Genomic DNA, 25,094 nt, shown 5'->3' with positions numbered 1-25,094 from the left:
CTCTTGCGTTTGCAATCAGTCGCGTACCGGGCCTGGAGCCAGGACTTCACGGGAACCGTTGGTGTTCATCGAGGTGACGACCCCGGCCATTTCCATGGCTTCGATCATCCGGGCGGCGCGGTTGTAGCCGATCTTCAGCTTGCGCTGTACCGCGGAAATCGAGGCGCGACGGCTTTCCAGCACAAACTGTACAGCTTCGTCGTACAGCGCGTCGGCTTCCGGATCATCGCCGTCGCCGCCACCGCTGCTGCCTTCAAAACCGCTGCCGGCTTCTTCGACACCGTTGAGGATGTCGTCGTTGTATTCCGGTGCGCCGCGCAGTTTCCACGCTTCGACCACACGGTGTACTTCATCGTCGGAGACGAACGCGCCGTGAACACGGATCGGCAGGCTGGTGCCTGGCGGCATGTAGAGCATGTCACCGTGGCCGAGCAATTGTTCGGCGCCGCCCTGGTCGATGATGGTTCGCGAGTCGATCTTGCTCGACACCTGGAACGCCATACGGGTCGGAATGTTGGCCTTGATCAGACCGGTGATCACGTCCACCGACGGCCGCTGGGTTGCAAGGATCAAGTGAATACCGGCGGCACGCGCCTTCTGGGCGATACGGGCAATCAGTTCTTCCACCTTCTTGCCGACGATCATCATCATGTCGGCGAACTCGTCGACCACCACAACGATGGTTGGCAGCTTCTGCAACAGCGGTGCTTCGTCGTGAATGCTTTCGCGCTTGTACAGCGGATCGCTCAACGGCTCGCCGGCGTCCTGGGCTTCCTTGACCTTGGCGTTGAAGCCGGACAGGTTTCGCACGCCCATCTTTGCCATCAGCTTGTAGCGGCGCTCCATCTCGGCAACGCTCCAGCGCAGAGCGTTGGCAGCGTCCTTCATGTCGGTGACGACCGGGCACAGCAGGTGCGGAATGCCTTCGTAGATCGACAGTTCCAGCATTTTCGGGTCGATCATGATCAGCTTGGCGTCTTCCGGGCCGGACTTGAACAGGATCGACAGAATCATCGCGTTCACACCCACCGACTTACCGGAACCGGTGGTACCGGCCACCAGCAGGTGCGGCATCTTCGCCAGGTCAGTGATGACCGGTTTGCCGCCGATGTCATGACCGAGTGCCAGGGTGACCGGCGATTTGAAGTTGTCATATTCAGGCGTCGACAGCACTTCGGAGAAGCGCACGATCTGCCGGTCTTCGTTGGGGATCTCGATACCGACGGTGGTCTTGCCCGGAATCACCTCGACCACCCGCACACTGGTCACGGCCAGGGAACGTGCAAGGTCTTTGGCGAGGTTGGCGATACGGCTGACTTTTACGCCGGCGGCCGGCTGGATTTCGTAACGGGTAATCACCGGGCCCGGATGGATCGAATCCACCGTAACCTCGACACCGAACTCCTTGAGCTTGATCTCCAGCAAATGGCCGACTGCCGCCAGGGATTCCGGTGAGTAATTGAGTTGTTTCTTTTCCGCAGGATCGAGAATCGAGATCGGCGGCAAGGTGCCTTCCACGGCGCTGTCGACGAACAACGGCACCTGTTTCTCTTTCTGCACGCGCTTGCTTGGCTCAGGCGCCTTGGCCGGGGCCGGGGCGATAACCGGCGGCACTTGTTTCTCGCGTTCGGACATGTGCTTGCTCAGGGCTTGCTCACGTTCGATCAGGCGTTCTTTGACTTTGGCTTGCTCACGCTTGTCGGTGACCGTCGGCGCGACCACGTCATGCACGCGATCGTCGACTTCACGCAGTTGCGCGACCAGTTGTTTGCGTTCGGTACGTGCCGACCACCAGCGATTGAGCGCACCTTGGAACAGTTCGAACAGGTCGAGAGTGATTTTGCCGGTGATGTCCATCACCTTGAACCACGACAGGTCGGTAAATACTGTAAGGCCAAACAGGAACAACGCGATGAACAGCAACGTGCTGCCCTGAATGTTCAGCGCGTTCTTTGCCAGATTGCCGAGGCTTTCGCCCAGCGCACCACCGGCACCCGCCGGCAGACCCGAGGCCGCGTGAAAGTGCAGATGCGCCAGCGCAGCGCCGGACAGCACCAGAAACACCAGACCGATCAGACGCCAGGAGAACAGCCAGCCGCTCCACTGCCACGGCTCGTGGCGCTGACGGAAGATCTGGTAGGCCTTGACCGCCAGCAGCAACGGGAAGATGTAGGCGAAGTAACCCAGCACCATGAACAGGATGTCGGCGCTGTAGGAGCCCGCCGGGCCGCCAAAATTTTGCACGTCGTCGATCTTGCTGTTGTGGCTCCAGCCCGGATCGTCCTTGCCGTAGGTCAGCAAAGCCATCATCAGGAACAGGCACAAGGCACCGATGGCGATCAATGCACCTTCCTTGAGCCGGTAGTGCAACTGTTGGCGCCAGAGCGGAACGACGGTTTTTGGTGCTTCGGTGGATTTCTTCAAAACGCTTCTTTTCCTGCGCCCGAGGCGCGTCCATCTATTGAATGACGATAAAAAACTGCCCAATCCAGGCAGGTAAAAAGTTGACGGGCACAACTGAGACTACTTTTAACACTGCGCTGCTGCTTTTATAAACACAGGTATCAAAACAGTGCCCGGCGAATATTCTGTAACAGCCCGGTATTGTACGGGTTTGTGCGTCGGATGCCATGCTTCAAACCCCAGCATTGAGCATAGCCAAGCGCATAAAACCTGCGCTTCAATTTGAGCACGCATTGTCTTTTGTGACAAAGGCTTATGAGGTGTATTTGATGAACGTAGCGAAGCATTGCCATCCAGACCTTCTGAACTGTCGCTGAGCGCTCGCCATGCCGGCCAGGCACCGGGCCAGCGCTCGGTTACGACCGCGTCCGTCTCGCCAAGTTGCAATGCGGCGAACGTCGCGCAGGATCGAGACGACATTCGCAACGTTTAGCGGCACACTTTACCGCGAGCCCAACAGCTCGCCCCGCCCACCCCTTCTGCAAGCCCGGATGCCATGCTGACTTGGTTACAACGTAACTCCCTGACCTTTCCACCGCTGGAAAAGGCCATGCGCGACCCCAACGGATTGCTCGCCGCCGGTGGCGATCTGTCCGCCGATCGTTTGATCGAGGCTTATCGTCATGGCTGTTTTCCGTGGTTTTCCGAGGGCCAACCGATTCTCTGGTGGTCACCGGATCCGCGCACAGTGTTGTTTCCCGACGAACTGCATGTCTCGCGCAGCCTCGGCAAACTGCTGCGTCAGAAACGCTATCAAGTGACCTTCGATCAGGACTTCGACGCCGTGATCCGCGCCTGTGCTGCACCCCGGGATTACGCCGACGGCACCTGGATCACCGAAGCCATGCAGGATGCCTACATTGAATTGCATCGCCGCGGCTTCGCCCATTCCGTGGAAGTCTGGGATCAGGGCGAGCTGGTCGGCGGACTGTATGGCCTGGCAATGGGCCAACTGTTTTTCGGCGAATCAATGTTCAGCCGCGCCGACAATGCTTCCAAATTCGGCTTTGCCACCCTGGTGCGCCATCTGAAAGACTCGGGATTCGTGCTGATCGACTGTCAAATGCCCACCGATCATCTGCACAGCCTCGGCGCGCGGGCGATTCCTCGCCAGCAATTCGCCGAATACCTGGCTCATCACTTGGATCAACCCAATCGTGCCACCTGGGTTTGCTGAGCGACTTTTGCGCGCTTGGCTTACACTTATCTCACCAGCTTATCCCGAGGGTTGATCATGACCGAGTTGGCGCGTTTGAAGTTTTATGCCACTCAGCCTCACTCTTGCAGTTATCTGCCCGAGGAGCAGGCCACAACCCTGTTTCTCGATCCGAGCCAGCCCATGGATGTGCATGTCTACGCAGACCTGTCGGAAATGGGCTTTCGTCGCAGCGGCGATCATCTGTACCGCCCGCATTGCCAGAACTGCAATGCGTGCGTGCCTGCGCGCATTCCGGTGGCGCAGTTCACGCCTAATCGTCAGCAAAAGCGGATTTTCAAGCGCAACACGGATTTGCAGGTGCGCCCGGCCAAGCCGCAGTTCAGCGAAGAATATTTCGATCTGTACCAGCGCTATATCGAACAACGCCACGCCGACGGTGACATGTACCCGCCGAGCCGTGATCAATTCTCGACTTTTCTGGTACGCGATCTGCCCTTCTCGCGGTTTTACGAGTTCCGACTCGACGGACGGTTGCTCGCCGTGGCGGTGACCGATTTACTGCCGAACGGTTTGTCCGCCGTATACACCTTCTACGAACCCGACGAAGAGCGTCGCAGCCTTGGCCGATTTGCCATCCTCTGGCAAATCGCCGAGGCACAGCACCTCGGGCTTGAGGCGGTGTACCTCGGGTACTGGATCAAGAACTGCAAAAAGATGAGCTACAAGACGCAATACCGACCCATCGAATTGCTGATTAATCAGCGCTGGGTCATCCTCAACTAAACCCAAGCCGTAAACCCCTTGGCGTAAACACCATTTTTCGGGCACAATGCACGCCGCTTTTGCCTGGCGCAGTTGCACCGGGCCATTCATTGGATACCGAGGGCTTTACTGCATGTCGAAAGAAGACAGCTTCGAAATGGAAGGCACTGTCGTCGACACCCTGCCCAACACCATGTTTCGTGTGGAGTTGGAAAATGGGCACGTCGTAACCGCGCATATTTCCGGCAAGATGCGCAAGAACTACATTCGTATTCTTACCGGTGACAAAGTGCGCGTCGAGCTGACGCCCTATGACTTGAGCAAAGGGCGCATTACTTACCGCGCTCGTTAATCAAGTCAATACAGAACGCCCGGTTTATGCCGGGCGTTTTTGTTTGTCTGCGTTTTGTTTGTCTGCGTTTTGGGGGTTTGGGTTTGGGGTTTGGGGGCATATCCGTTTTTTCGGGTGCGGCCGCTGGCGGTTTCGCTCTTACAGCGAGTCCCTTTTTCAAACGCCAAAAAGGAACCAAAAGGCTTTGCCCCTGGCGTACGGCACTTCGCCTAGGCTCAGTGTTCCCTCGCTACGGTGTCCATCCGGGGGCATCGCCTACGGTTTGCTTCGCTGCACCTCCTCTCGATGAATGCGGCTTCGCCGCACGGCGCTGCGCGCCTACCCCCGGATGAACACCTACGCTCGGCCTGCCGATGGGGCAAAAGATCAAAAGCCAAAGCAAGATCACAAGCCAAATCAAAAGCCAGATCAAGAGCCCCTCACCCTAGCCCTCTCCCAGAGGGAGAGGGGACTGATCGCGGTGTTTGGGAGAGGTGCGCCGACGTGAAATACCGAGCCGAACTCAGATTCTGAATCAGATCAAAAGCCCCTCACCCTAGCCCTCTCCCGGAGGGAGAGGGGACTGATCGAGGTGTTTGGCAGAAGTACGCCGACGTGCGATACCGCGTTGAACTCAGGCTTTGAAAAGCCCACAAATCGGCTCCCTCTCCCTCGGGAGAGGGCTGGGGTGAGGGGCGAATCCACCACAAAACCAAAGCCGAACACGCTGTTGCTCTTCACCACTCAACAGGATGAGCGTTAGCTCGGCTGCAGCTTTTGATCTGTAAGGCGACGTCGGAAGGCTGAGTGGAGGGATTGATCCGGGCGTGGGAGCGCAGCGACCGTTTGGCGCAGCCAAACACAGCGAGAGGAGGTGCAGCGAAGCAAACCGTAGGCGCTGCGCCCGGATCGAACCCGCAGCGAAGGAACCCCGAGCCCCAGCGAGCGGGCCGCACGTAGGAGCAAGCGTTTTTTGCTTACTTTTTTTGGCGTTTGAAAAAAAGTGAGTCGCCGTAAGGGCGAAACCCTAATCAGCCATCACCGCAGCAACGGATATTCACCCAAAAACCCCAAACGACCAATAACAAAAAGGCGCCCGAAGGCGCCCTCTTGATCCAAGGCCATCAGGCCATTTCTGCCGTAGTCTCAAAGTCAAACGTCAACTCACCATCCTTGATGTCGATGTGAACCACACCGCCATGCTCGGCCAGCTCGCCAAACAGAATCTCCTCCGCCAACGGACGCTTGATCTTGTCCTGGATCAGACGCGCCATCGGACGTGCGCCCATCGCCGAGTCATAACCACCCGCCGCCAGCCAACTCCGCGCGGCATCAGTGACCTCAAGCAGCACACGCTTGTCTTCCAGCTGCGCCTGAAGCTCGGTAAGGAACTTGTCCACCACACTTTTGATGACCTCATGGCTGAGGCGACCAAACTGGATAATGGTGTCCAGACGGTTACGGAACTCCGGCGTAAAGCTCTTCTTGATCACTTCCATCGCATCAGACGAGTGGTCCTGATGGGTGAAACCGATCGAAGCCCGCGCGGCCGTTTCGGCACCGGCGTTAGTGGTCATGATCACGATCACATTGCGGAAGTCCGCTTTGCGCCCGTTGTTGTCGGTCAGCGTACCGTGGTCCATCACCTGCAACAGCAGGTTGAAGACTTCCGGATGCGCCTTCTCGATTTCATCGAGCAGCAATACGCAGTGCGGCTGCTTGGTGATCGCCTCGGTCAACAGACCGCCCTGGTCGAAACCGACATAGCCTGGAGGCGCACCGATCAGACGCGATACGGTGTGACGCTCCATGTATTCGGACATGTCGAAGCGAACCAGCTCGATCCCCAACGCCTTGGCCAATTGCCGCGCAGCCTCGGTTTTACCAACACCGGTCGGACCTGCGAACAGGAACGAACCAACTGGCTTGTCAGGCGACTTCAAGCCGGCACGCGACAGCTTGATCGCAGTCGACAGCGAATCGATCGCTGCGTCCTGACCAAACACCGTCAGCTTCAGGTCACGCTCCAGGTTACGCAGCAATTCCTTGTCGGAACTGGTGACGTGTTTCGGCGGAATCCGCGCGATTTTCGCGACGATGTCTTCGACCTGTGGCACTTCAATGCGCTTCACACGTTTTTCGACCGGTTGCAGACGCTGGTAGGCGCCCGCCTCGTCGATCACGTCGATGGCCTTGTCCGGCATATGCCGGTCATTGATGTAGCGCGAGGCCAGTTCAGCAGCAGCGCGCAACGACTCATCGCTGTATTCGATGTTGTGATGCTGCTCGAAACGCCCTTTCAGGCCGCGCAGGATACCGATGGTGTCTTCCACCGACGGCTCGACGACATCAACCTTCTGGAAGCGACGCGCCAAGGCACGATCCTTTTCGAAGATGCCGCGAAACTCCTGGAACGTGGTCGAGCCGATGCAGCGAATGTCGCCAGACGACAGCAGCGGCTTGAGCAGGTTCGAGGCATCCATCACGCCACCGGACGCAGCGCCGGCACCGATGATGGTGTGGATCTCGTCGATGAACAGGATCGCCTGCGGACGTTTTTTCAGTTCATTGAGCAGCGCCTTGAAGCGCTTCTCGAAATCACCGCGATATTTGGTGCCTGCGAGCAGAGCGCCAAGGTCAAGCGAGTAAACAACGCTGTTGGCCAGCAGATCCGGCACCTGGTTGTCGACAATGCGCTTGGCCAGGCCTTCGGCAATTGCGGTTTTACCCACGCCTGCTTCACCGACCAGCAGCGGATTGTTTTTACGCCGGCGCGCGAGAATCTGCGCGACACGCTCGACTTCCGATTCGCGGCCGACCAGCGGATCAATGCGACCCTGGCGCGCGAGTTCGTTGAGGTTGCTGGCATAAGCATCCAGAGGATTGCCTGAAGAAGAAGACTCACCGCCCTCATCGTCCTGCATATCTTGTTCACCTTCAGAGTGATCGCCATGCCCCGGCACTTTCGAAATGCCGTGTGCGATGTAATTGACGACATCGATGCGCGCAACGCTCTGCTGTTTCAGCAGGAACACTGCCTGACTCTCTTGCTCACTGAAGATGGCAACCAGCACGTTAGCGCCGGTTACTTCGCGCTTGCCCGAGCTCTGTACGTGGAAAACAGCACGTTGCAGTACACGCTGGAAGCCCAGGGTTGGCTGGGTTTCGCGATCTTCGTCATGAACGGGGATCAATGGCGTGGTGGAGTCGATGAACTCCTGCAGGTCGTGCTTGAGTTTGTCGAGGTTTGCGCCACAGGCACGCAAAACGGTGGCGGCAGCCTCATTGTCCAATAGGGCCAGCAAAAGGTGTTCGACGGTCATGAATTCATGACGTTTCGAACGAGCCTCCTTGAAGGCTAGATTGAGGGTGACTTCGAGCTCGCGGTTTAACATAGCTTCACCTCATACCCAAGTGGTCGGCGATTAACCGTCCTTCTCGATTTCACAGAGTAGCGGATGCTGGCTTTCCCTGGCGTACTGGTTGACCTGCATGGCCTTTGTCTCGGCGATGTCGCGGGTAAACACTCCACATACTGCCCGTCCTTCTGTGTGGACGGCCAGCATGACCTTGGTCGCCAGCTCGCGATTCAGGTTAAAAAACACCTCGAGCACTTCGACGACGAAATCCATCGGTGTGTAGTCATCGTTGAACAAAACCACCTTGTACATCGGCGGCGCCTGTAACGCAGGCTTTGCTTCCTGAACAGCAACGCCTGCCGAATCGTCGTCGTGCTCCTGTGGAAGATCCTTTTGGAGAAGCGGGCGATCCTGATTGAATGTTAGTCGAATCTGGCTGATTGCATGCATGGAAAGAAAGGTTCGTCAGTTGTGCAAATACAGTGGTGGGGGCGGCTGTCCACGTTTTCAACTCCGACTGCCCGGTCACCTTGACTATCGGGAAAACGGTGTTACAACCAATAGAACCCACAGTGGGTAAAAAAGATCCGCGGAGTCAATTCTTTTAACGAATAAGATTGCGGATGAATTGGATGATACTCCAGCGATGGAGTCTGTTGCAGAGGGATTTGAGCATGGCTGTCGGCAAGGTGAAATGGTTCAACAATGCCAAGGGTTTTGGATTCATTATCGAGAACGGCCAGACAGAAGACCTGTTTGCCCACTACTCGGCTATCCAGATGGAAGGCTATAAAACCCTGAAGGCAGGCCAAGAGGTGTACTTCGAACTCCTTCAAGGCCCCAAAGGCCTGCACGCAATCGCGATTCAGGACAAAAACACAGTGGATGAAGCTGTGGGTGCAGCAGGAGCCGCTGCCGCCGCAACCAGTGGCATCAACCACGCTGCAGTCGTGAGCTGAGCAACCTCGCCCAAGACACCCGGCCATAAAAAACCGCCTGACTCAATTCATCGAGTCAGGCGGTTTTTATGTGCCCGCGTTTTACATATGCGAAATCAACGCATCGCCGAAGCCCGAAGACGAAACCAGCTTGGCCCCCTCCATCAGACGTTCGAAGTCATAAGTCACGGTCTTGGCACCAATGGCGCCGTTGGTGCCCTTGATGATCAGATCCGCCGCTTCAGTCCAGCCCATGTGCCGCAGCATCATCTCGGCCGAGAGAATCAGCGAACCCGGGTTGACCTGATCCTTGCCGGCGTACTTCGGCGCAGTACCGTGAGTCGCTTCGAACATCGCCACGGTGTCGGACAGGTTGGCGCCCGGTGCGATACCGATACCACCCACTTCCGCCGCCAGGGCGTCAGAAAGGTAGTCGCCGTTCAGGTTCAGGGTCGCGATCACATCGTATTCGGCCGGGCGCAGCAGGATCTGCTGGAGCATGGCGTCGGCGATGGCATCTTTGACCACAACGTTCTTGCCGGTTTTCGGGTTCTTGAACTGCATCCACGGGCCGCCGTCGAGCAGGGTCGCACCGAATTCTTCGGCGGCCACTTCGTAGGCCCACTCTTTGAAGGCACCTTCGGTGAACTTCATGATGTTGCCTTTGTGCACGATGGTCAGCGAATCGCGGTCATTGTCGACCACATATTGCAGGGCCTTGCGTGCCAGACGCTTGGTGCCTTCCAGCGAAACCGGCTTGACGCCAATGCCGCAGTTTTCATCGAAACGGATCTTGGTGACGCCCATTTCTTCTTTAAGGAATTTGATGACCTTGGTGGCTTCCGGCGAACCGGCCTTCCACTCAATGCCGGCATAGATGTCTTCGGAGTTCTCGCGAAAGATAGTCATGTCGACGTCGCCAGGCTTTTTCACCGGGCTTGGCACGCCTTCGAACCAGCGCACCGGGCGCAGGCAGACGTACAGGTCGAGTTGCTGACGCAGGGCCACGTTCAGCGAACGGATGCCGCCACCGACCGGGGTGGTCAGCGGGCCTTTGATGGAAACCACGTAATCCTTGACTGCGTCCAGGGTTTCCTGAGGCAGCCAGGTGTCCTGATCGTAAACCTGAGTGGCTTTTTCCCCGGCGTAGACTTCCATCCAGGAAATCTTGCGTTTACCGCCGTATGCCTTTTGAACTGCAGCATCGACAACCTTGATCATCACCGGACTGATGTCGACACCAATGCCGTCACCTTCGATGAAGGGGATGATCGGGTTATCAGGAACATTGAGAGAATGGTCTGCATTGACGGTGATTTTGTCGCCGACGGCTGGAACCTGAATCTTCTTGTAACCCATGCTGAACTCCATTGTTTGGATTGAACATCTGGCTTGGTTCGAGCGTAACCCAGTTAAATCAACACGCAAACCCTCTGTTCGTGGCGCGGCTACATCTCGTTTCGTACAAGCCTGAAAGCAAAGGGAAAAGCGCCAAACTCAAGCATTCGCGACGACTCTACGCCCCACCCTGCCCTGCGACCTTTAGACCAATGGACGAGAATCGTTGCATATGAACCATCGGCAGATTGCCAGCTACCTATGTATAATGCCGCCCGCTGACCACAGGGTCACGACGGCTGGCCTCTCTAGCACGAGACTTTCCGCCTGATTGGTCGGGTTGTTACCGCAGTCCGACTGCTTGACGCTCTACTGATGCACCCAACATCACCGCGAAGATTCTCGACATTCGGTTCATGGATGACTTTGAACGAACGCGCTTACCCGGCGCCCCTCGAGTTTCTGCGCACGCTTTAGCAAAGAAGAGAGAGTTAATCCGAATATGCCCACCCGCTCGAAGATCATCTATACCTTCACCGACGAAGCTCCAGCCCTCGCCACCTATTCCCTGCTGCCGATCATCGAGGCTTACACCGCCTCGGCCGATATCGCCGTGGAAACCCGCGATATCTCTCTTGCAGCGCGCATTCTGGCCAGCTTCCCCGAGCAACTGGGCGACAAAGCCGTAGCCGACCATCTCGCCGAACTGGGCGACCTGGCCGTTACGCCTGAAGCCAACATCATCAAGCTGCCGAACATCAGCGCTTCGGTGCCACAGCTGCAAGCCGCGATCAAAGAGCTGCAAGCTCAGGGTTACAACCTGCCGGACTACCCGGAAACCGTGACCAGCGACGCCGACAAAGACGCCAAGGCGCGTTACGACAAGGTCAAGGGCAGCGCCGTGAACCCGGTTCTGCGTGAAGGCAACTCCGACCGTCGCGCACCGCTGTCGGTGAAGAACTATGCGCGCAAGCACCCGCACAAAATGGGCGCCTGGGCCAAAGACTCCAAGTCCCACGTCGCTCACATGAGCACCGGCGATTTCTACGGCAGCGAAAAAGCCGCCCTGATCGACGCCGCTGACGCTGTGAAAATCGAACTGATCGCCAAGGACGGTACCGCTACCGTTCTGAAAGAAAAAACCACCGTTCAGGCCGGCGAGATCCTCGACTGCGCCGTGATGAGCAAAAACGCCCTGCGCGCGTTCATCGCTGCTGAAATCGAAAGCGCCAAGGCTCAAGGCGTGCTGCTCTCGGTTCACCTGAAAGCGACCATGATGAAGGTCTCCGACCCGATCATGTTCGGCCAGATCGTTGCCGAATTCTATAAAGACGCCCTGACCAAGCACGCTGACGTGCTGGCCGAGATCGGCTTCAACCTGAACAACGGCATCGGCGATCTGTACGCGCGCATCAAGGCCCTGCCGGCCGAGCAGCAAGCTCAGATCGAAGCTGACATGGCCGCGGTATACGCTGCTCGCCCATCGCTGGCGATGGTCAACTCCGACAAAGGCATCACCAACCTGCACGTGCCGAGCGACGTTATCGTCGACGCCTCGATGCCAGCAATGATCCGTGACTCCGGCAAAATGTGGGGCACCGACGGTCAGCTGCACGACACCAAGGCAGTGATTCCGGATCGTTGCTACGCGACCATCTACCAGGCCGTGATCGAAGATTGCAAAGCCAATGGCGCTTTCGATCCGACCACCATGGGCAGCGTGCCAAACGTTGGCCTGATGGCGAAGAAAGCCGAAGAGTACGGCTCGCACGACAAGACCTTCCAGATCAAGGCTGACGGCGTGGTTCGCGTCACCGACAGCAAGGGCAACCTGCTGATGGAACAGGCTGTTGAAGCCGGCGACATCTTCCGCATGTGCCAGACCAAAGACGCGCCGATCCAGGACTGGGTCAAACTGGCCGTCAACCGCGCTCGCGCGAGCAGCACTCCAGCGATCTTCTGGCTGGACCCGATGCGCGCTCACGATGGCGTAGTGATCGAGAAGGTTCAGGCTTACCTGAAGGATCACGACACCACCGGTCTGGACATCCAGATCATGGCGCCGGTCGACGCCATGAAGTTCACCCTGCAGCGCACCCGCGAAGGCAAGGACACCATTTCGGTGACCGGCAACGTACTGCGCGACTACCTGACCGACCTGTTCCCGATCATGGAACTGGGCACCAGCGCCAAGATGCTGTCGATCGTGCCGCTGATGAACGGCGGTGGCCTGTTCGAAACCGGCGCCGGCGGTTCGGCTCCGAAGCACGTGCAGCAACTGGTTGAAGAGAACTTCCTGCGCTGGGATTCGCTGGGCGAGTTCCTCGCACTGGCAGCCTCCCTTGAGCACCTGGGTGTGAACTACAACAACCCGAAAGCACTGGTACTGTCGAAAACTCTGGATCAGGCTACCGGCCAGTTCCTCGACAACAACAAGTCGCCATCGCGCAAAGTCGGCAACATCGACAACCGCGGCAGCCACTTCTACCTGGCGATGTACTGGGCTCAGGCCCTGGCTGCCCAGACTGAAGACGCTGCACTGCAAGCGCAGTTCGCGACCCTGGCCAAAACCCTGACCGAGAACGAAGCAACCATCGTTGCCGAGCTCAACGCCGTTCAGGGCAAGCCAGTCGACATCGGCGGTTACTACCACGCCAATGCCGATCTGATCAGCAAGGCCATGCGCCCAAGCGCAACCCTCAACGCGGCGATTGCTGCGCTGGTTTAAGGTTGTAAAGGGAACATCACAAACCCCGGCCTTGTGCCGGGGTTTGTGTTTCTGAATACAACACAAATCCCCTGTAGGAGTGAGCCTGCTCGCGATAGCGGTATACCATTCAACATTAATGGCGGCTGACACACCGCTATCGCGAGCAGGCTCACTCCTACATGGGATTGGGTTTCAACCAATAGATTGAGGAAGGTTTTATGGAATGGCTCCCCCACATCACCGTTGCCACCATCGTCGAGGACAACGGTCGTTTCCTGATGGTCGAAGAACACAAGGCCGGACGTAACGTGCTGAACCAGCCCGCCGGCCATCTCGACCCGGACGAAACCCTGATCGACGCTGCCATCCGCGAGACACTCGAAGAAACCGGCTGGGATGTTGAACCCACCGGCGTGATCGGCATTTACCTGTACACCGCGCCGAGCAACGGCGTGACTTACCAGCGCGTGTGCTTCAGCGCCAAAGCGGTAAAACACAACGCGGACTACCAGCTCGACGACGGCATCGTCGGCGCCAAGTGGCTGACCCGCGACGAATTAATCGCCCAGCGCGACAACTGGCGCAGCGAGCTGATCATCCGTTGCATCGACGATTATCTGGCCGGTCATCACTTCAGCCTCGAACTGATCCGCCCTTCTCTTTAGCCTTGAGGCCGCGAGCCTGCTAGAATCGCGTCCTTTTTCAAGACACTCATTGAATCCCTATGCGTGATCCAGCCCCTTCTGACACATCCAAGAAGCGCGTCATTGTCGGCATGTCCGGCGGCGTGGACTCTTCCGTTTCCGCTCTCCTGCTGATCGAGCAGGGTTATGAAGTGGAAGGCCTGTTCATGAAGAACTGGGAAGAAGACGACGGAACGGAATACTGCACCGCCATGGACGACCTGGCGGATGCCCAGGCTGTCTGCGACAAGATTGGCATCAAGCTGCACACCGCCAACTTCGCCGCCGAGTACTGGGACAACGTGTTCGAGCACTTTTTGGCCGAGTACAAGGCCGGACGCACGCCGAACCCGGACATCCTCTGCAACCGCGAGATCAAGTTCAAGGCGTTCCTTGATTACGCCATGATGCTCGGCGCCGACCTGATCGCCACCGGTCACTACGTGCGCCGCCGCGATATCGATGGCCGCACCGAACTGCTCAAAGGCCTCGATCCGAACAAGGATCAGAGCTACTTCCTGCACGCCGTTGGCGGCGAACAGATCGCCAAGACCCTGTTCCCGGTCGGAGAACTGGAAAAGCCGGAAGTCCGGGCGATTGCCGAGAAATACGAGCTGGCCACCGCCAAAAAGAAAGATTCCACCGGGATCTGCTTCATCGGCGAGCGGCGTTTCAGCGACTTCCTCAAGCAATACCTGCCGGCGCAACCGGGCGAGATCAAGACCACCGAAGGCGACGTCATCGGCCGTCACCACGGTTTGATGTACCACACCATCGGTCAGCGCCAGGGCCTCGGTATCGGCGGTTTGAAAGACGCCGGCGACGAGCCTTGGTACGTGCTGCGCAAGGATCTCGACACCAACGAATTGATCGTCGGCCAAGGCAACAACCATCCGTGGCTGTTTTCCAGCGCCCTGCTCGCTTCGGAAATCTATTGGGTCAACCCGATCGACCTGAGCCAGCCGCTGCGCCTGACCGCAAAAGTGCGTTATCGCCAGAGCGACCAGGCCTGCACCCTGGAAAAAACCGCCAGCGGCTATCGCGCGGTGTTCGACGAACCGCAACGTGCGGTCACGCCGGGCCAGTCCGTGGTGTTCTATGACGGTGAAATCTGCCTCGGTGGCGGCGTGATCGAAGTGGCCGAGCCGTGGAGCGGCCAGGCATGAGCCCGACTCAGGAACAACTGACGGCGCTCGGCGGCGTGTTTCTCGCCGCCGTGCTGGTCGACCGGATCGCCAAGACCGGCCAGACCAGCGAAGCCGGCCTGAGTTGCATGCTCGGCAGCCTGCTGGTGCGCGACCCTAAAGACACGCTGGACGTGTACGGCGGCGACGACATCAATCTGCGCGAGGGCTACCGGGCACTGATCGGCGCCCTCGAACGCGACCCGAGCACGTTGCAGCGCGAGCCGTTGCGTTACGCGCTGTCGATGCTCGGTCTGGAGCGTCAACTGGCCAAGCGCAACGACATGCTCGATATCATCGGCAAGCGTTTGCCGCAGATTCAGTCGCAGGTCGAGCATTTCGGCCCGGCCCACGAAAACGTGGTCGCGGCTTGCGGCGCGCTGTATCAGGACACCCTGAGCACCCTGCGCCAACGCATTCAGGTGCATGGCGACATGCGCAACCTGCAGCAGCCGAGCAATGCTTCGAAGATCCGCGCCTTGCTGCTTGCCGGCATTCGTTCGGCGCGCCTGTGGCGACAGCTTGGCGGGCATCGCTGGCAGTTGGTGATCAGCCGGCGCAAGCTGCTCAAAGAGCTGTATCCGTTGATGCGCAGCGAGTAATTCGCCCTGCAATAAAAGCTTTGTAGCCTGTAACGCGTAATACGCCGGTCAGTTGGCAACGGACCGGCGGATTTTTTCATGTATGATACGCGCCCCATTTCGTTGCCCGACTGTCCGAGAACACCCCATGCAGCTTTCTTCGCTCACTGCGGTTTCCCCTGTTGACGGCCGCTACGCCGGCAAAACCCAGGCCCTGCGCCCGATTTTCAGCGAGTACGGCCTGATCCGTGCCCGTGTTCTGGTTGAAGTGCGCTGGCTCCAGCGCCTGGCCGCCCACGCGGGTATCCCTGAAGTGCCAGCCTTCTCCGCCGAGGCCAACGCCGTTCTCAATGAACTGGCTGAAAACTTCTCGCTGGAACACGCCGAGCGCGTCAAAGAGATCGAGCGCACTACCAACCACGACGTCAAAGCGATCGAATACCTGCTCAAAGAGCAGGCGGCCAAGTTGCCGGAGCTGGCCAAGGTCAGCGAGTTCATCCACTTTGCCTGCACCAGCGAAGACATCAACAACCTCTCCCACGCCCTGATGCTGCGCGAAGGCCGTGACGACGTGATGCTGCCGCTGATGCGCCAGACCGCCAACGCCATCCGCGAACTGGCCATCCGTTTCGCTGACGTGCCGATGCTGTCGCGCACCCACGGCCAACCAGCCTCCCCGACCACCCTGGGTAAAGAGCTGGCGAACGTGGTTTACCGTCTCGAGCGTCAGATCGCTCAAGTCGCTGCCGTTCCACTGCTGGGCAAGATCAACGGCGCTGTCGGCAACTACAACGCGCACCTGTCGGCCTACCCGCAGATCGACTGGGAAGCCAACGCCCGCGCCTTCATCGAAGACGAACTGGGTCTGGGTTTCAACCCGTACACCACGCAGATCGAACCGCACGACTACATCGCCGAGCTGTTCGACGCGATCGCACGCTTCAACACCATCCTGATCGACTTCGACCGTGACATCTGGGGCTACATCTCCCTGGGTTATTTCAAGCAGCGCACCATCGCTGGCGAAATCGGTTCGTCGACCATGCCGCACAAGGTCAACCCGATCGACTTCGAAAACTCCGAAGGCAACCTGGGCATCGCCAACGCACTGTTCCAGCACCTGGCGAGCAAACTGCCGATTTCCCGCTGGCAGCGCGACCTGACCGACTCCACCGTCCTGCGCAACCTCGGTGTCGGCTTCGCCCACAGCGTGATCGCGTACGAAGCCAGCCTCAAAGGCATCAGCAAACTGGAGCTCAACGAGCAGAAGATTGCCGCTGACCTCGACGCTTGCTGGGAAGTGTTGGCTGAGCCGATCCAGACTGTGATGCGCCGCTACAACATCGAAAACCCGTACGAGAAGCTGAAAGAACTGACCCGCGGCAAGGGCATCAGCCCGGAAGCGTTGCAGACTTTCATCGATGGCCTGGACATGCCTGCCGAAGCGAAAGCCGAGCTCAAGCAACTGACCCCGGCCAACTACATCGGCAACGCTGTAGCGCAAGCCAAACGCATCTGATCGACCGCTTGACCCGTTTGAGACGCCCGGCCGCGCCGGGCGTTTTTATTCCCGTCTGAAAAGTGCTTTTTTTCAATAGGTTACATATGAATCCCGATATTCCTCTTCAACTTCTGGGCGGCATCACGGCACGCGAGTTCCTGCGTGACTACTGGCAGAAAAAGCCATTGCTGATCCGTCAGGCGATTCCTGACTTCGAAAGCCCGATCGACGCCGACGAACTGGCCGGCCTGGCCCTGGAAGAAGAAGTCGAATCGCGCCTGGTGATCGAGCACGGCGAGCGTCCATGGGAACTGCGTCGCGGCCCGTTCGCTGAAGACGAGTTCAGCAAACTGCCGGAAAAAGAGTGGACCCTGCTGGTTCAAGCGGTCGACCAATTCGTACCGGAAGTCAGCGAACTGCTGGAAAACTTCCGCTTCCTGCCGAGCTGGCGCGTCGACGACGTGATGATCAGCTTCGCCGCCCCGGGTGGCAGTGTTGGTCCGCACTTCGATAACTACGACGTGTTCCTGCTGCAAGGCCACGGCAAGCGCAACTGGAAAATCGGTCAGATGTGCGATTCCGAGAGCCCGCTGCTGCAACACGCCGATCTGCGCATCCTCGCCGAATTCCACGAGACCGAAGAGTGGGTGCTGGAACCGGGCGACATGCTCTACCTGCCGCCGCGTCTGGCTCACTGCGGTGTTGCGGTCGATAACTGCATGACCTACTCGGTCGGCTTCCGCGCACCGAGCGCCTCTGAAGTACTGACTCACTTCACCGACTTCCTCAGCCAGTTCCTGACTGACGAAGAGCGCTACACCGATGCCGACGCACAGCCGGCCAGCGATCCACACCAGATTCAACACGACGCACTGGATCGCCTGAAAGCCCTGCTCGCCGAACACATGAGCGACGAGCGCCTGCTGCTGACCTGGTTCGGCCAGTACATGACCGAGCCGCGCTACCCGGAACTGGTGGCCGGCCCGGAAGAAATCGAAGAAGAAGACTTCCTCGCCGCCCTGCAGGATGGCGCCATTCTGATCCGCAACCCGAGTGCGCGCCTGGCCTGGTCGGAAGTCGATGACGACCTGCTGCTGTTCGCCAGCGGCCAGAGCCGTTACCTGCCGGGCAAGCTGCGCGAACTGCTGAAGCTGATCTGCGCCGCCGACGCCCTGCACACCGACAACCTCGGTGAGTGGCTGAACGACGAAGACGCTTGCAGCCTGCTGTGCCAACTGGTCAAGCAAGGCAGCCTGGGGTTTGCTGATGAATAAAATTCGCGTTCGTGTCGCAGACTGGCAGAAGGACATCGCCGAGATCCGGCGCATTCGTGAAACGGTGTTCATCGCCGAGCAATCGGTGCCACCTGAGCTGGAATGGGACGCGGATGACGCGACCGCCGTACATTTTCTGGCGTTTGAAGGCGACTTTCCGATCGGCACTGCGCGCCTGTTGCCCGACGGGCACATTGGCCGGGTATCCGTGCTGAAAGACTGGCGCGGCATGAAAGTCGGTGATGCGCTGATGCAAGCGGTCATTGCTGAAGCTGAAGAACGTGGGTTGAAACAGCAGATGCTCAGCGCCCAGGTGCAAGCCACGGCGTTCTATGAGCGTTTGGGCTTCAGCCTGGTCAGCGAGGAATTCCTCGAAGCCGGGATTCCGCATGTCGACATGGTTCGGCATTCGGCCTGAGCTCTGCCCTGATCGTTCCCACGCTCTGCGTGGGAATGCCTCTCGGGACGCTCCGCGTCCCTAGCGGCATGTGACGCAGAGCGTCACTGGCTGCATTCCCACGCAGAGCGTGGGAACGATCACGCCCCGACATCAACCGATGCCGGGGCGTTTTGCTGTCTACGATTCAACTTGCCCCACCCCAGGCCGACAAACTGGCAATATCAAGCCTTTCGAAAGCGGAGATAACGGACATGTCCCTACGCACCCTGCTCACCACCCTGCTGCTCGGTTGCAGTTTTTCGGTGATGGCAGCCACAGAAATCGTGCCTCTCAATTACCGCACCAGCGCCGACATGCTGCCGATGGCACAAGACTTCCTCGGCAAGGACGGTCAGGTCAGCGCCTACGGCAACCAGCTGATCATCAAGGCCGAGCCGGACAAGATCCAGGAACTCAAGGCGCTGATCACGCAACTGGACACGGCGCCCAAGCGCTTGCTGATCAGCGTCGACACCAATGAAAACAATGGCCGTGGCGATGAAGGCTATTCGGTTAACGGCGCTCAACCGAACCAGACCCGCATCATCAGCCGCAGCACCGCCAGCCGCGAAGGCGGCGTGCAGCAGGTGCAGGCCACCGATGGCATGCCCGCGCTGATTCAAGTCGGCCAGAGCGTACCGATCACCAATGTTCAGAGCGACTCCTACGGCGGTTACAACAGCCAGACCCAATATCGCAACGTCACCCAGGGTTTCTACGTCACCGCCAGCGTCACCGGCGACATCGTTCATCTCGCCATCAGTACCAACCGTGACCGCATGAGCCAGGAACGTCCCGATGTAGTGAACGTGCAAAGCACCGACACAACTGTCAGCGGGCGCCTCGGTGAATGGATCACCCTCGCCGGCGTCAATCGCCAGACTCAGGCCGACAAACAGGGCCTGACCCGCAGCTACTCGACTCAAGGCCGGGATGACATGACCTTGTGGGTGAAAGTCGACGCATTGGACTAAAGCACCGAAAACTGACTGATTAGTCGTATTAGACGAAAGATGTAGTGCTTGAAAAAAAGCACTACAAAACGTTTGACGGGGTAAAAAAGCGAAGGCATGATGGCCTCGCTCCCGCTAATCAGAGGCCCTGGCAAGGGCCTTCGAAGCGATGTTCGCACCTACCCCGCGAACCGCTTCGTGTCTGTACCGCCCACAAGGTGTGTTTGACGAGGTTGCCGACTGGAACGAAGTTGTCCCGAGGGACGGAAGCGTATTTAGGTAACCCGGCATCACACTGTAGACCGTATAGAGGCCCACGACGCCCGAATGCGCCCACAGTCCGCCACTACCTGCTCACTTCCCCTCGAGCCCATCGTTCATCCCGTCGCCTACCCCGCCGAATCCGACTTGACCACCTAAGCTTCTGGTCAGCGAGCGCAGGAATTTTCCACCGCAGAACAACTTTTCATAAAAGACGCGACGAGGTTTATCTCCATGGCACTGACACGCGAACAGCAAATTGCAGCCCTCGAAAAAGACTGGGCTGAAAACCCGCGCTGGAAAGGCGTGACACGCACTTACTCCGCTGCTGACGTCGTCCGTCTGCGTGGCTCGGTTCAACCTGAGCACACCTTTGCAAAAATGGGCGCCGACAAGCTGTGGAACCTGGTCACCCAGGGTGCCAAGCCGTCCTTCCGTCCTGAGAAAGATTTCGTCAACTGCATGGGCGCCCTGACCGGCGGCCAGGCTGTTCAGCAGGTTAAAGCCGGTATCCAGGCGATCTACCTGTCGGGCTGGCAAGTGGCTGCGGACAACAACTCCGCAGAATCCATGTACCCGGACCAGTCGCTGTACCCGGTGGATTCGGTTCCAACCGTGGTCAAGCGCATCAACAACTCGTTCCGTCGTGCTGACCAGATCCAGTGGAAAGCCGGCAAGAACCCGGGCGACGACGGCTACATCGACTACTTCGCGCCGATCGTGGCTGACGCTGAAGCCGGTTTCGGCGGCGTGCTGAACGCTTACGAGCTGATGAAGAGCATGATCGAAGCAGGCGCCGCCGGCGTTCACTTCGAAGACCAACTGGCTTCCGTGAAAAAATGCGGTCACATGGGCGGCAAAGTACTGGTTCCTACTCAGGAAGCCGTACAGAAGCTGACCGCTGCTCGTCTGGCGGCTGACGTTGCCGGTACCCCGACCATCATTCTGGCCCGTACCGACGCCAACGCCGCTGACCTGCTGACTTCCGATTGCGACCCATACGACCAGCCGTTCGTGACTGGCGAGCGCACTCAGGAAGGTTTCTACAAGGTCCGTGCTGGTCTGGATCAAGCCATCGCCCGTGGTCTGGCTTACGCGCCGTACGCCGACCTGATCTGGTGCGAAACCGCCAAGCCGGATCTGGACGAAGCTCGCCGCTTCGCCGAAGCGATCAAAAAGGAATACCCGGACCAACTGCTGTCGTACAACTGCTCGCCTTCCTTCAACTGGAAGAAAAACCTCGACGACGCGACCATCGCCAAGTTCCAGCGCGAACTGTCCGCCATGGGTTACAAGCACCAGTTCATCACCCTGGCCGGCATTCACAACATGTGGCACAGCATGTTCAACCTGGCGCACGACTACGCCCGCAACGACATGACTGCCTACGTGAAACTGCAAGAGCAGGAATTTGCCGACGCCGCCAAGGGCTACACCTTCGTGGCTCACCAGCAGGAAGTCGGCACCGGCTACTTCGACGACATGACCACTGTGATTCAAGGTGGCTCGTCGTCGGTCACCGCACTGACCGGTTCGACTGAAGAAGAACAGTTCCACTGATTCGGCTTCGCTGAGCAAACGGCCTTTGCGGATCGTATAGAAAGCTAACCGCAGAGCCGCAAAACTGACGCCCCGACTGGTTCGGGGCGTTTTTTTTTGCCCCGATTTAATGAACACCACAAATCCCTGTAGGAGTGAGCCTGCTCGCGATAGCGGTGGGTCAGTCACCGCATGCGCAAGCTGACACACCGCTATCGCGAGCAGGCTCACTCCTACAGGGATCGGTGTCGTTCGGAGAAAACATTGATCCAGCGCGGTACAACCGTCAGAAAAATCCGCTAAAACGGGCGCCGTCGCTACTTGCAGTAACGTGCAAGTAAGACAACTTCCCAACTGACATCCCGTTAAACAGTTACAAAATCACTCCAAACGATATCAATTATCATTTAGCCGCAACTATGTTCGTTACATTCCCTACAAAACATTATTTGCATAAACCCGCCTAATGCCCGCAACGCATGGGCTGCAGGGCATTGGAGATGCGCTATGTCCTTATTCCAATAAATAATTTCGCTATAGGAATTTTACTTGCAGGGTGTTTAGCCATAAAATCAGCGCGATTGATTGCTGCGACATATCGTCACTGCCTATTTCTTTATCAAGCTCAGAGACCTTTGCTCTCTGTTAAGGATTACCAGCATGCCCGAAGCGACAGGACTCATGGCCCACAACTGGGGCTTTGCCATTTTCCTTCTGGGTGTCGTCGGCCTGTGTGCCTTCATGCTTGGCGTCTCCAGCCTCCTTGGGTCAAAAGCCTGGGGTCGCAGCAAAAACGAACCGTTCGAGTCCGGCATGCTACCTACCGGTGGCGCCCGCTTGCGGCTCTCAGCCAAATTCTATCTGGTCGCGATGCTCTTCGTGATCTTCGATATCGAAGCCCTCTTTCTCTTTGCATGGTCTGTGTCCGTCCGCGAAAGCGGCTGGACCGGATTCGTCGAAGCTCTCGTTTTCATAGCAATTCTGTTGGCAGGTCTTGTCTACCTGTTCCGAGTGGGCGCCCTTGACTGGGCTCCGGAAGCTCGTCGCAAGCGGCAGGCGAAGCTGAAACAATGAGGCTTTGGCAATGCAATACAATCTCACCAGGATCGACCCCGATGCTCCTAACGAGCAATATCCGATTGGCGAACGGGAAACCGTTTCCGATCCGTTAGAAGATCAAGTCCACAAAAACATTTTCATGGGCAAGCTGGAAGACGTGCTGAGTGGCGCGGTCAACTGGGGACGTAAGAACTCCCTGTGGCCGTACAACTTCGGCCTGTCGTGCTGCTACGTGGAAATGACCACCGCCTTCACGGCGCCCCACGACATCGCGCGCTTTGGCGCCGAAGTTATCCGGGCATCGCCGCGTCAGGCCGACTTCATGGTTATCGCCGGTACCTGCTTCATCAAGATGGCGCCGATCATCCAGCGTCTCTACGAGCAGATGCTCGAGCCGAAGTGGGTTATCTCCATGGGTTCGTGCGCTAACTCCGGCGGCATGTACGACATCTACTCTGTGGTTCAAGGGGTGGACAAGTTCCTGCCCGTGGACGTCTACGTACCTGGCTGCCCGCCCCGTCCGGAAGCATTTCTGCAAGGCTTGATGCTGTTGCAGGAATCGATCGGCAAGGAGCGTCGTCCGCTTTCCTGGGTCGTTGGTGATCAAGGCGTTTATCGCGCCGACATGCCTTCGCAGAAGGAACAGCGCCGCGAACAGCGAATCGCAGTCACCAACCTGCGCAGCCCTGACGAAGTCTGATCCAGATCTGTTCTTACAAAAGAAACGAGAAGCTGGCTTCATTCTTTACGTTGACCGAAAGCGAAAAAATAACCATGACTACAGGCAGTGCTCTGTACATCCCGCCTTATAAGGCAGACGACCAGGATGTGGTCGTTGAATTGAACAACCGTTTTGGCGCCGAAGCGTTCACCGCTCAGTCGACCCGCACCGGCATGCCGGTGCTGTGGGTGGCGCGTGCCAAACTCGTCGAAGTCCTGACTTTCCTGCGTAACCTGCCCAAGCCGTACGTCATGCTCTATGACCTGCACGGCGTGGACGAGCGTCTGCGCACCAAGCGTCAAGGACTGCCGAGCGACGCCGAGTTCACCGTGTTCTATCACCTCATGTCGCTGGAGCGTAATAGTGACGTGATGATCAAGGTCGCCTTGTCCGAGAGCGACCTCAGCTTGCCGACCGTCACCAGCATCTGGCCGAACGCCAACTGGTACGAGCGTGAAGTCTGGGACATGTTCGGTATCGACTTCAAAGGTCACCCGCACCTGTCGCGCATCATGATGCCGCCGACCTGGGAAGGTCACCCGCTGCGCAAGGACTTCCCGGCGCGCGCCACCGAATTCGATCCGTACAGCCTCAACCTCGCCAAGCAACAGCTTGAGGAAGAAGCCGCGCGCTTCCGTCCGGAAGACTGGGGCATGAAGCGCTCCGGCCCGAATGAGGACTACATGTTCCTCAACCTCGGCCCGAACCACCCTTCGGCGCACGGTGCGTTCCGCATCATTCTGCAACTGGACGGTGAAGAGATCGTCGACTGCGTGCCGGACATCGGTTACCACCACCGTGGTGCCGAGAAGATGGCCGAGCGTCAGTCGTGGCACAGCTTCATCCCGTACACCGACCGTATCGACTACCTCGGCGGCGTGATGAACAACCTGCCGTACGTGCTCTCGGTCGAGAAGCTGGCCGGCATCAAGGTGCCTGAGAAGGTCGACGTCATCCGCATCATGATGGCCGAGTTCTTCCGGATCACCAGCCACCTGCTGTTCCTCGGGACTTACATCCAGGACGTTGGTGCGATGACCCCGGTGTTCTTCACCTTCACCGACCGCCAGAAGGCGTACACGGTGATCGAGGCCATCACCGGTTTCCGTCTGCACCCGGCCTGGTACCGCATCGGTGGTGTTGCCCACGACCTGCCGCGCGGCTGGGAAAAACTGGTGAAAGACTTCGTTGAATGGCTGCCAAAACGCCTCGACGAATACACCAAGGCTGCCCTGCAGAACAGCATCCTCAAGGGCCGTACCATCGGCGTCGCCCAGTACAACACCAAAGAAGCCCTGGAATGGGGTGTCACCGGTGCTGGCCTGCGTTCGACCGGTTGCGATTTCGACCTGCGTAAAGCGCGTCCGTACTCCGGCTACGAAAACTTCGAGTTCGAAGTACCGCTGGCTGCCAACGGCGATGCCTACGACCGCTGCATGGTTCGCGTCGAAGAAATGCGCCAGAGCATCAAGATCATCGACCAGTGCATGCGCAACATGCCGGAAGGCCCGTACAAGGCGGATCACCCGCTGACCACGCCGCCGCCGAAAGAACGCACGCTGCAGCACATCGAAACCTTGATCACGCACTTCCTGCAAGTTTCGTGGGGCCCGGTCATGCCGGCCAACGAATCCTTCCAGATGATCGAAGCGACCAAGGGCATCAACAGTTATTACCTGACGAGCGACGGCGGCACCATGAGCTACCGTACCCGGATCCGCACTCCAAGCTTCCCGCATCTGCAACAGATCCCTTCGGTGATCAAAGGCAGCATGGTCGCGGACATGATTGCGTACCTGGGTAGTATCGATTTCGTTATGGCCGACGTGGACCGCTAAG

General features: G+C 58.2%; 20 protein-coding genes. 16 read left to right on the top strand and 4 right to left on the bottom strand.

The window, feature by feature from the left end:
• Nucleotides 1–15: 15 nt before the first annotated feature.
• Entirely contained in the window at nucleotides 16–2,424 is a 2,409-nt protein-coding gene (locus tag CKW17_RS00545; protein WP_095118230.1) for a DNA translocase FtsK, read from the bottom strand.
• Between the two features lie 535 nt (nucleotides 2,425–2,959).
• On the opposite strand from CKW17_RS00545, the gene aat reads away from it, so the two are divergent.
• The 3 genes from aat (at nucleotide 2,960) to infA (ending at nucleotide 4,736) form a co-directional block, all read left to right on the top strand.
• The gene (gene aat, locus CKW17_RS00535) at nucleotides 2,960–3,640 is read left to right on the top strand and encodes a leucyl/phenylalanyl-tRNA--protein transferase (protein WP_095118228.1); all 681 of its coding nucleotides are present in this window, start codon (nucleotides 2,960–2,962) and stop codon (nucleotides 3,638–3,640) included.
• A 57-nt stretch (nucleotides 3,641–3,697) separates the two neighbouring features.
• A complete protein-coding gene (locus CKW17_RS00530) occupies nucleotides 3,698–4,405 on the top strand; it encodes an arginyltransferase (protein WP_095118227.1) in 708 nt (235 codons plus the stop codon).
• Between the two features lie 112 nt (nucleotides 4,406–4,517).
• A complete protein-coding gene (gene infA / locus CKW17_RS00525; protein WP_002553999.1) occupies nucleotides 4,518–4,736 on the top strand; it encodes a translation initiation factor IF-1 in 219 nt (72 codons plus the stop codon).
• A gap of 1,103 nt (nucleotides 4,737–5,839) precedes the next feature.
• Here infA and clpA read toward each other — a convergent pair.
• The gene (gene clpA / locus CKW17_RS00520) at nucleotides 5,840–8,110 is read right to left on the bottom strand and encodes an ATP-dependent Clp protease ATP-binding subunit ClpA (RefSeq protein WP_016987404.1); all 2,271 of its coding nucleotides are present in this window, start codon (nucleotides 8,108–8,110) and stop codon (nucleotides 5,840–5,842) included.
• A gap of 30 nt (nucleotides 8,111–8,140) precedes the next feature.
• Entirely contained in the window at nucleotides 8,141–8,524 is a 384-nt protein-coding gene (clpS, locus tag CKW17_RS00515; protein WP_011334948.1) for an ATP-dependent Clp protease adapter ClpS, read from the bottom strand.
• Nucleotides 8,525–8,748: 224 nt separating this feature from the next.
• Here clpS and cspD point away from each other — a divergent pair, with 224 nt between their 5' ends.
• Nucleotides 8,749–9,033 (top strand): cold shock domain-containing protein CspD, encoded by a 285-nt coding sequence (gene cspD / locus CKW17_RS00510; protein ID WP_141234537.1) that lies wholly within the window; start codon nucleotides 8,749–8,751, stop codon nucleotides 9,031–9,033.
• Between the two features lie 81 nt (nucleotides 9,034–9,114).
• Here the strand turns inward: cspD and icd are convergent, their stop codons facing one another.
• Nucleotides 9,115–10,371, bottom strand: a complete 1,257-nt coding sequence (gene icd, locus CKW17_RS00505) for an NADP-dependent isocitrate dehydrogenase (RefSeq protein ID WP_095118226.1) — start codon at nucleotides 10,369–10,371, stop codon at nucleotides 9,115–9,117.
• A gap of 481 nt (nucleotides 10,372–10,852) precedes the next feature.
• Between icd and CKW17_RS00495 the strand changes: the two genes are divergently transcribed.
• The 12 genes from CKW17_RS00495 to nuoC all read left to right on the top strand — a co-directional run bounded on the left by CKW17_RS00495 (nucleotide 10,853) and on the right by nuoC (nucleotide 25,093).
• Nucleotides 10,853–13,078, top strand: coding sequence for an NADP-dependent isocitrate dehydrogenase (locus tag CKW17_RS00495; protein WP_095118225.1), 2,226 nt, complete (start codon nucleotides 10,853–10,855; stop codon nucleotides 13,076–13,078).
• A gap of 200 nt (nucleotides 13,079–13,278) precedes the next feature.
• Nucleotides 13,279–13,725: an NUDIX hydrolase gene (locus tag CKW17_RS00490; protein ID WP_038362629.1), complete on the top strand. Its 447-nt coding sequence runs from the start codon at nucleotides 13,279–13,281 to the stop codon at nucleotides 13,723–13,725.
• A 59-nt stretch (nucleotides 13,726–13,784) separates the two neighbouring features.
• The gene (gene mnmA / locus CKW17_RS00485) at nucleotides 13,785–14,909 is read left to right on the top strand and encodes a tRNA 2-thiouridine(34) synthase MnmA (RefSeq protein ID WP_095118224.1); all 1,125 of its coding nucleotides are present in this window, start codon (nucleotides 13,785–13,787) and stop codon (nucleotides 14,907–14,909) included.
• Nucleotides 14,906–15,529 (top strand): high frequency lysogenization protein HflD, encoded by a 624-nt coding sequence (gene hflD / locus CKW17_RS00480; RefSeq protein ID WP_016987411.1) that lies wholly within the window; start codon nucleotides 14,906–14,908, stop codon nucleotides 15,527–15,529. The genes mnmA and hflD overlap by 4 nt, the downstream gene beginning before the upstream one ends.
• Nucleotides 15,530–15,656: 127 nt before the next feature.
• Complete coding sequence (purB, locus tag CKW17_RS00475) at nucleotides 15,657–17,027, top strand: adenylosuccinate lyase (protein ID WP_003223822.1); 1,371 nt, start codon at nucleotides 15,657–15,659, stop codon at nucleotides 17,025–17,027.
• An 86-nt stretch (nucleotides 17,028–17,113) separates the two neighbouring features.
• Complete coding sequence (locus CKW17_RS00470) at nucleotides 17,114–18,283, top strand: cupin domain-containing protein (protein ID WP_095118223.1); 1,170 nt, start codon at nucleotides 17,114–17,116, stop codon at nucleotides 18,281–18,283.
• Nucleotides 18,276–18,701: a GNAT family N-acetyltransferase gene (locus CKW17_RS00465; protein ID WP_034155132.1), complete on the top strand. Its 426-nt coding sequence runs from the start codon at nucleotides 18,276–18,278 to the stop codon at nucleotides 18,699–18,701. Before CKW17_RS00470 ends, CKW17_RS00465 begins: the two co-directional genes overlap by 8 nt.
• 233 nt (nucleotides 18,702–18,934) lie before the next feature.
• A complete protein-coding gene (locus CKW17_RS00460) occupies nucleotides 18,935–19,696 on the top strand; it encodes a secretin N-terminal domain-containing protein (protein WP_095118222.1) in 762 nt (253 codons plus the stop codon).
• A gap of 474 nt (nucleotides 19,697–20,170) precedes the next feature.
• Nucleotides 20,171–21,496: an isocitrate lyase gene (gene aceA / locus CKW17_RS00455; RefSeq protein WP_007920195.1), complete on the top strand. Its 1,326-nt coding sequence runs from the start codon at nucleotides 20,171–20,173 to the stop codon at nucleotides 21,494–21,496.
• A 639-nt stretch (nucleotides 21,497–22,135) separates the two neighbouring features.
• On the top strand, nucleotides 22,136–22,549 hold the full coding sequence (locus tag CKW17_RS00450; protein ID WP_003223812.1) for an NADH-quinone oxidoreductase subunit A: 414 nt from the start codon (nucleotides 22,136–22,138) through the stop codon (nucleotides 22,547–22,549).
• A 10-nt stretch (nucleotides 22,550–22,559) separates the two neighbouring features.
• Nucleotides 22,560–23,234 (top strand): NADH-quinone oxidoreductase subunit B family protein, encoded by a 675-nt coding sequence (locus CKW17_RS00445; protein ID WP_053121628.1) that lies wholly within the window; start codon nucleotides 22,560–22,562, stop codon nucleotides 23,232–23,234.
• Between the two features lie 74 nt (nucleotides 23,235–23,308).
• Entirely contained in the window at nucleotides 23,309–25,093 is a 1,785-nt protein-coding gene (gene nuoC, locus CKW17_RS00440) for an NADH-quinone oxidoreductase subunit C/D (RefSeq protein WP_095118221.1), read from the top strand.
• Nucleotide 25,094 lies beyond the last annotated feature (1 nt).

Origin of the sequence: Pseudomonas sp. Irchel s3f10 (genome assembly GCF_900187515.1) — a bacterium.
GTDB classification, from domain to species: domain Bacteria; phylum Pseudomonadota; class Gammaproteobacteria; order Pseudomonadales; family Pseudomonadaceae; genus Aquipseudomonas; species Aquipseudomonas tensinigenes.
The sequence above is the reverse complement of the archived record's forward strand: the minus strand, read 5'-3'. Positions and strand labels throughout refer to the sequence as shown.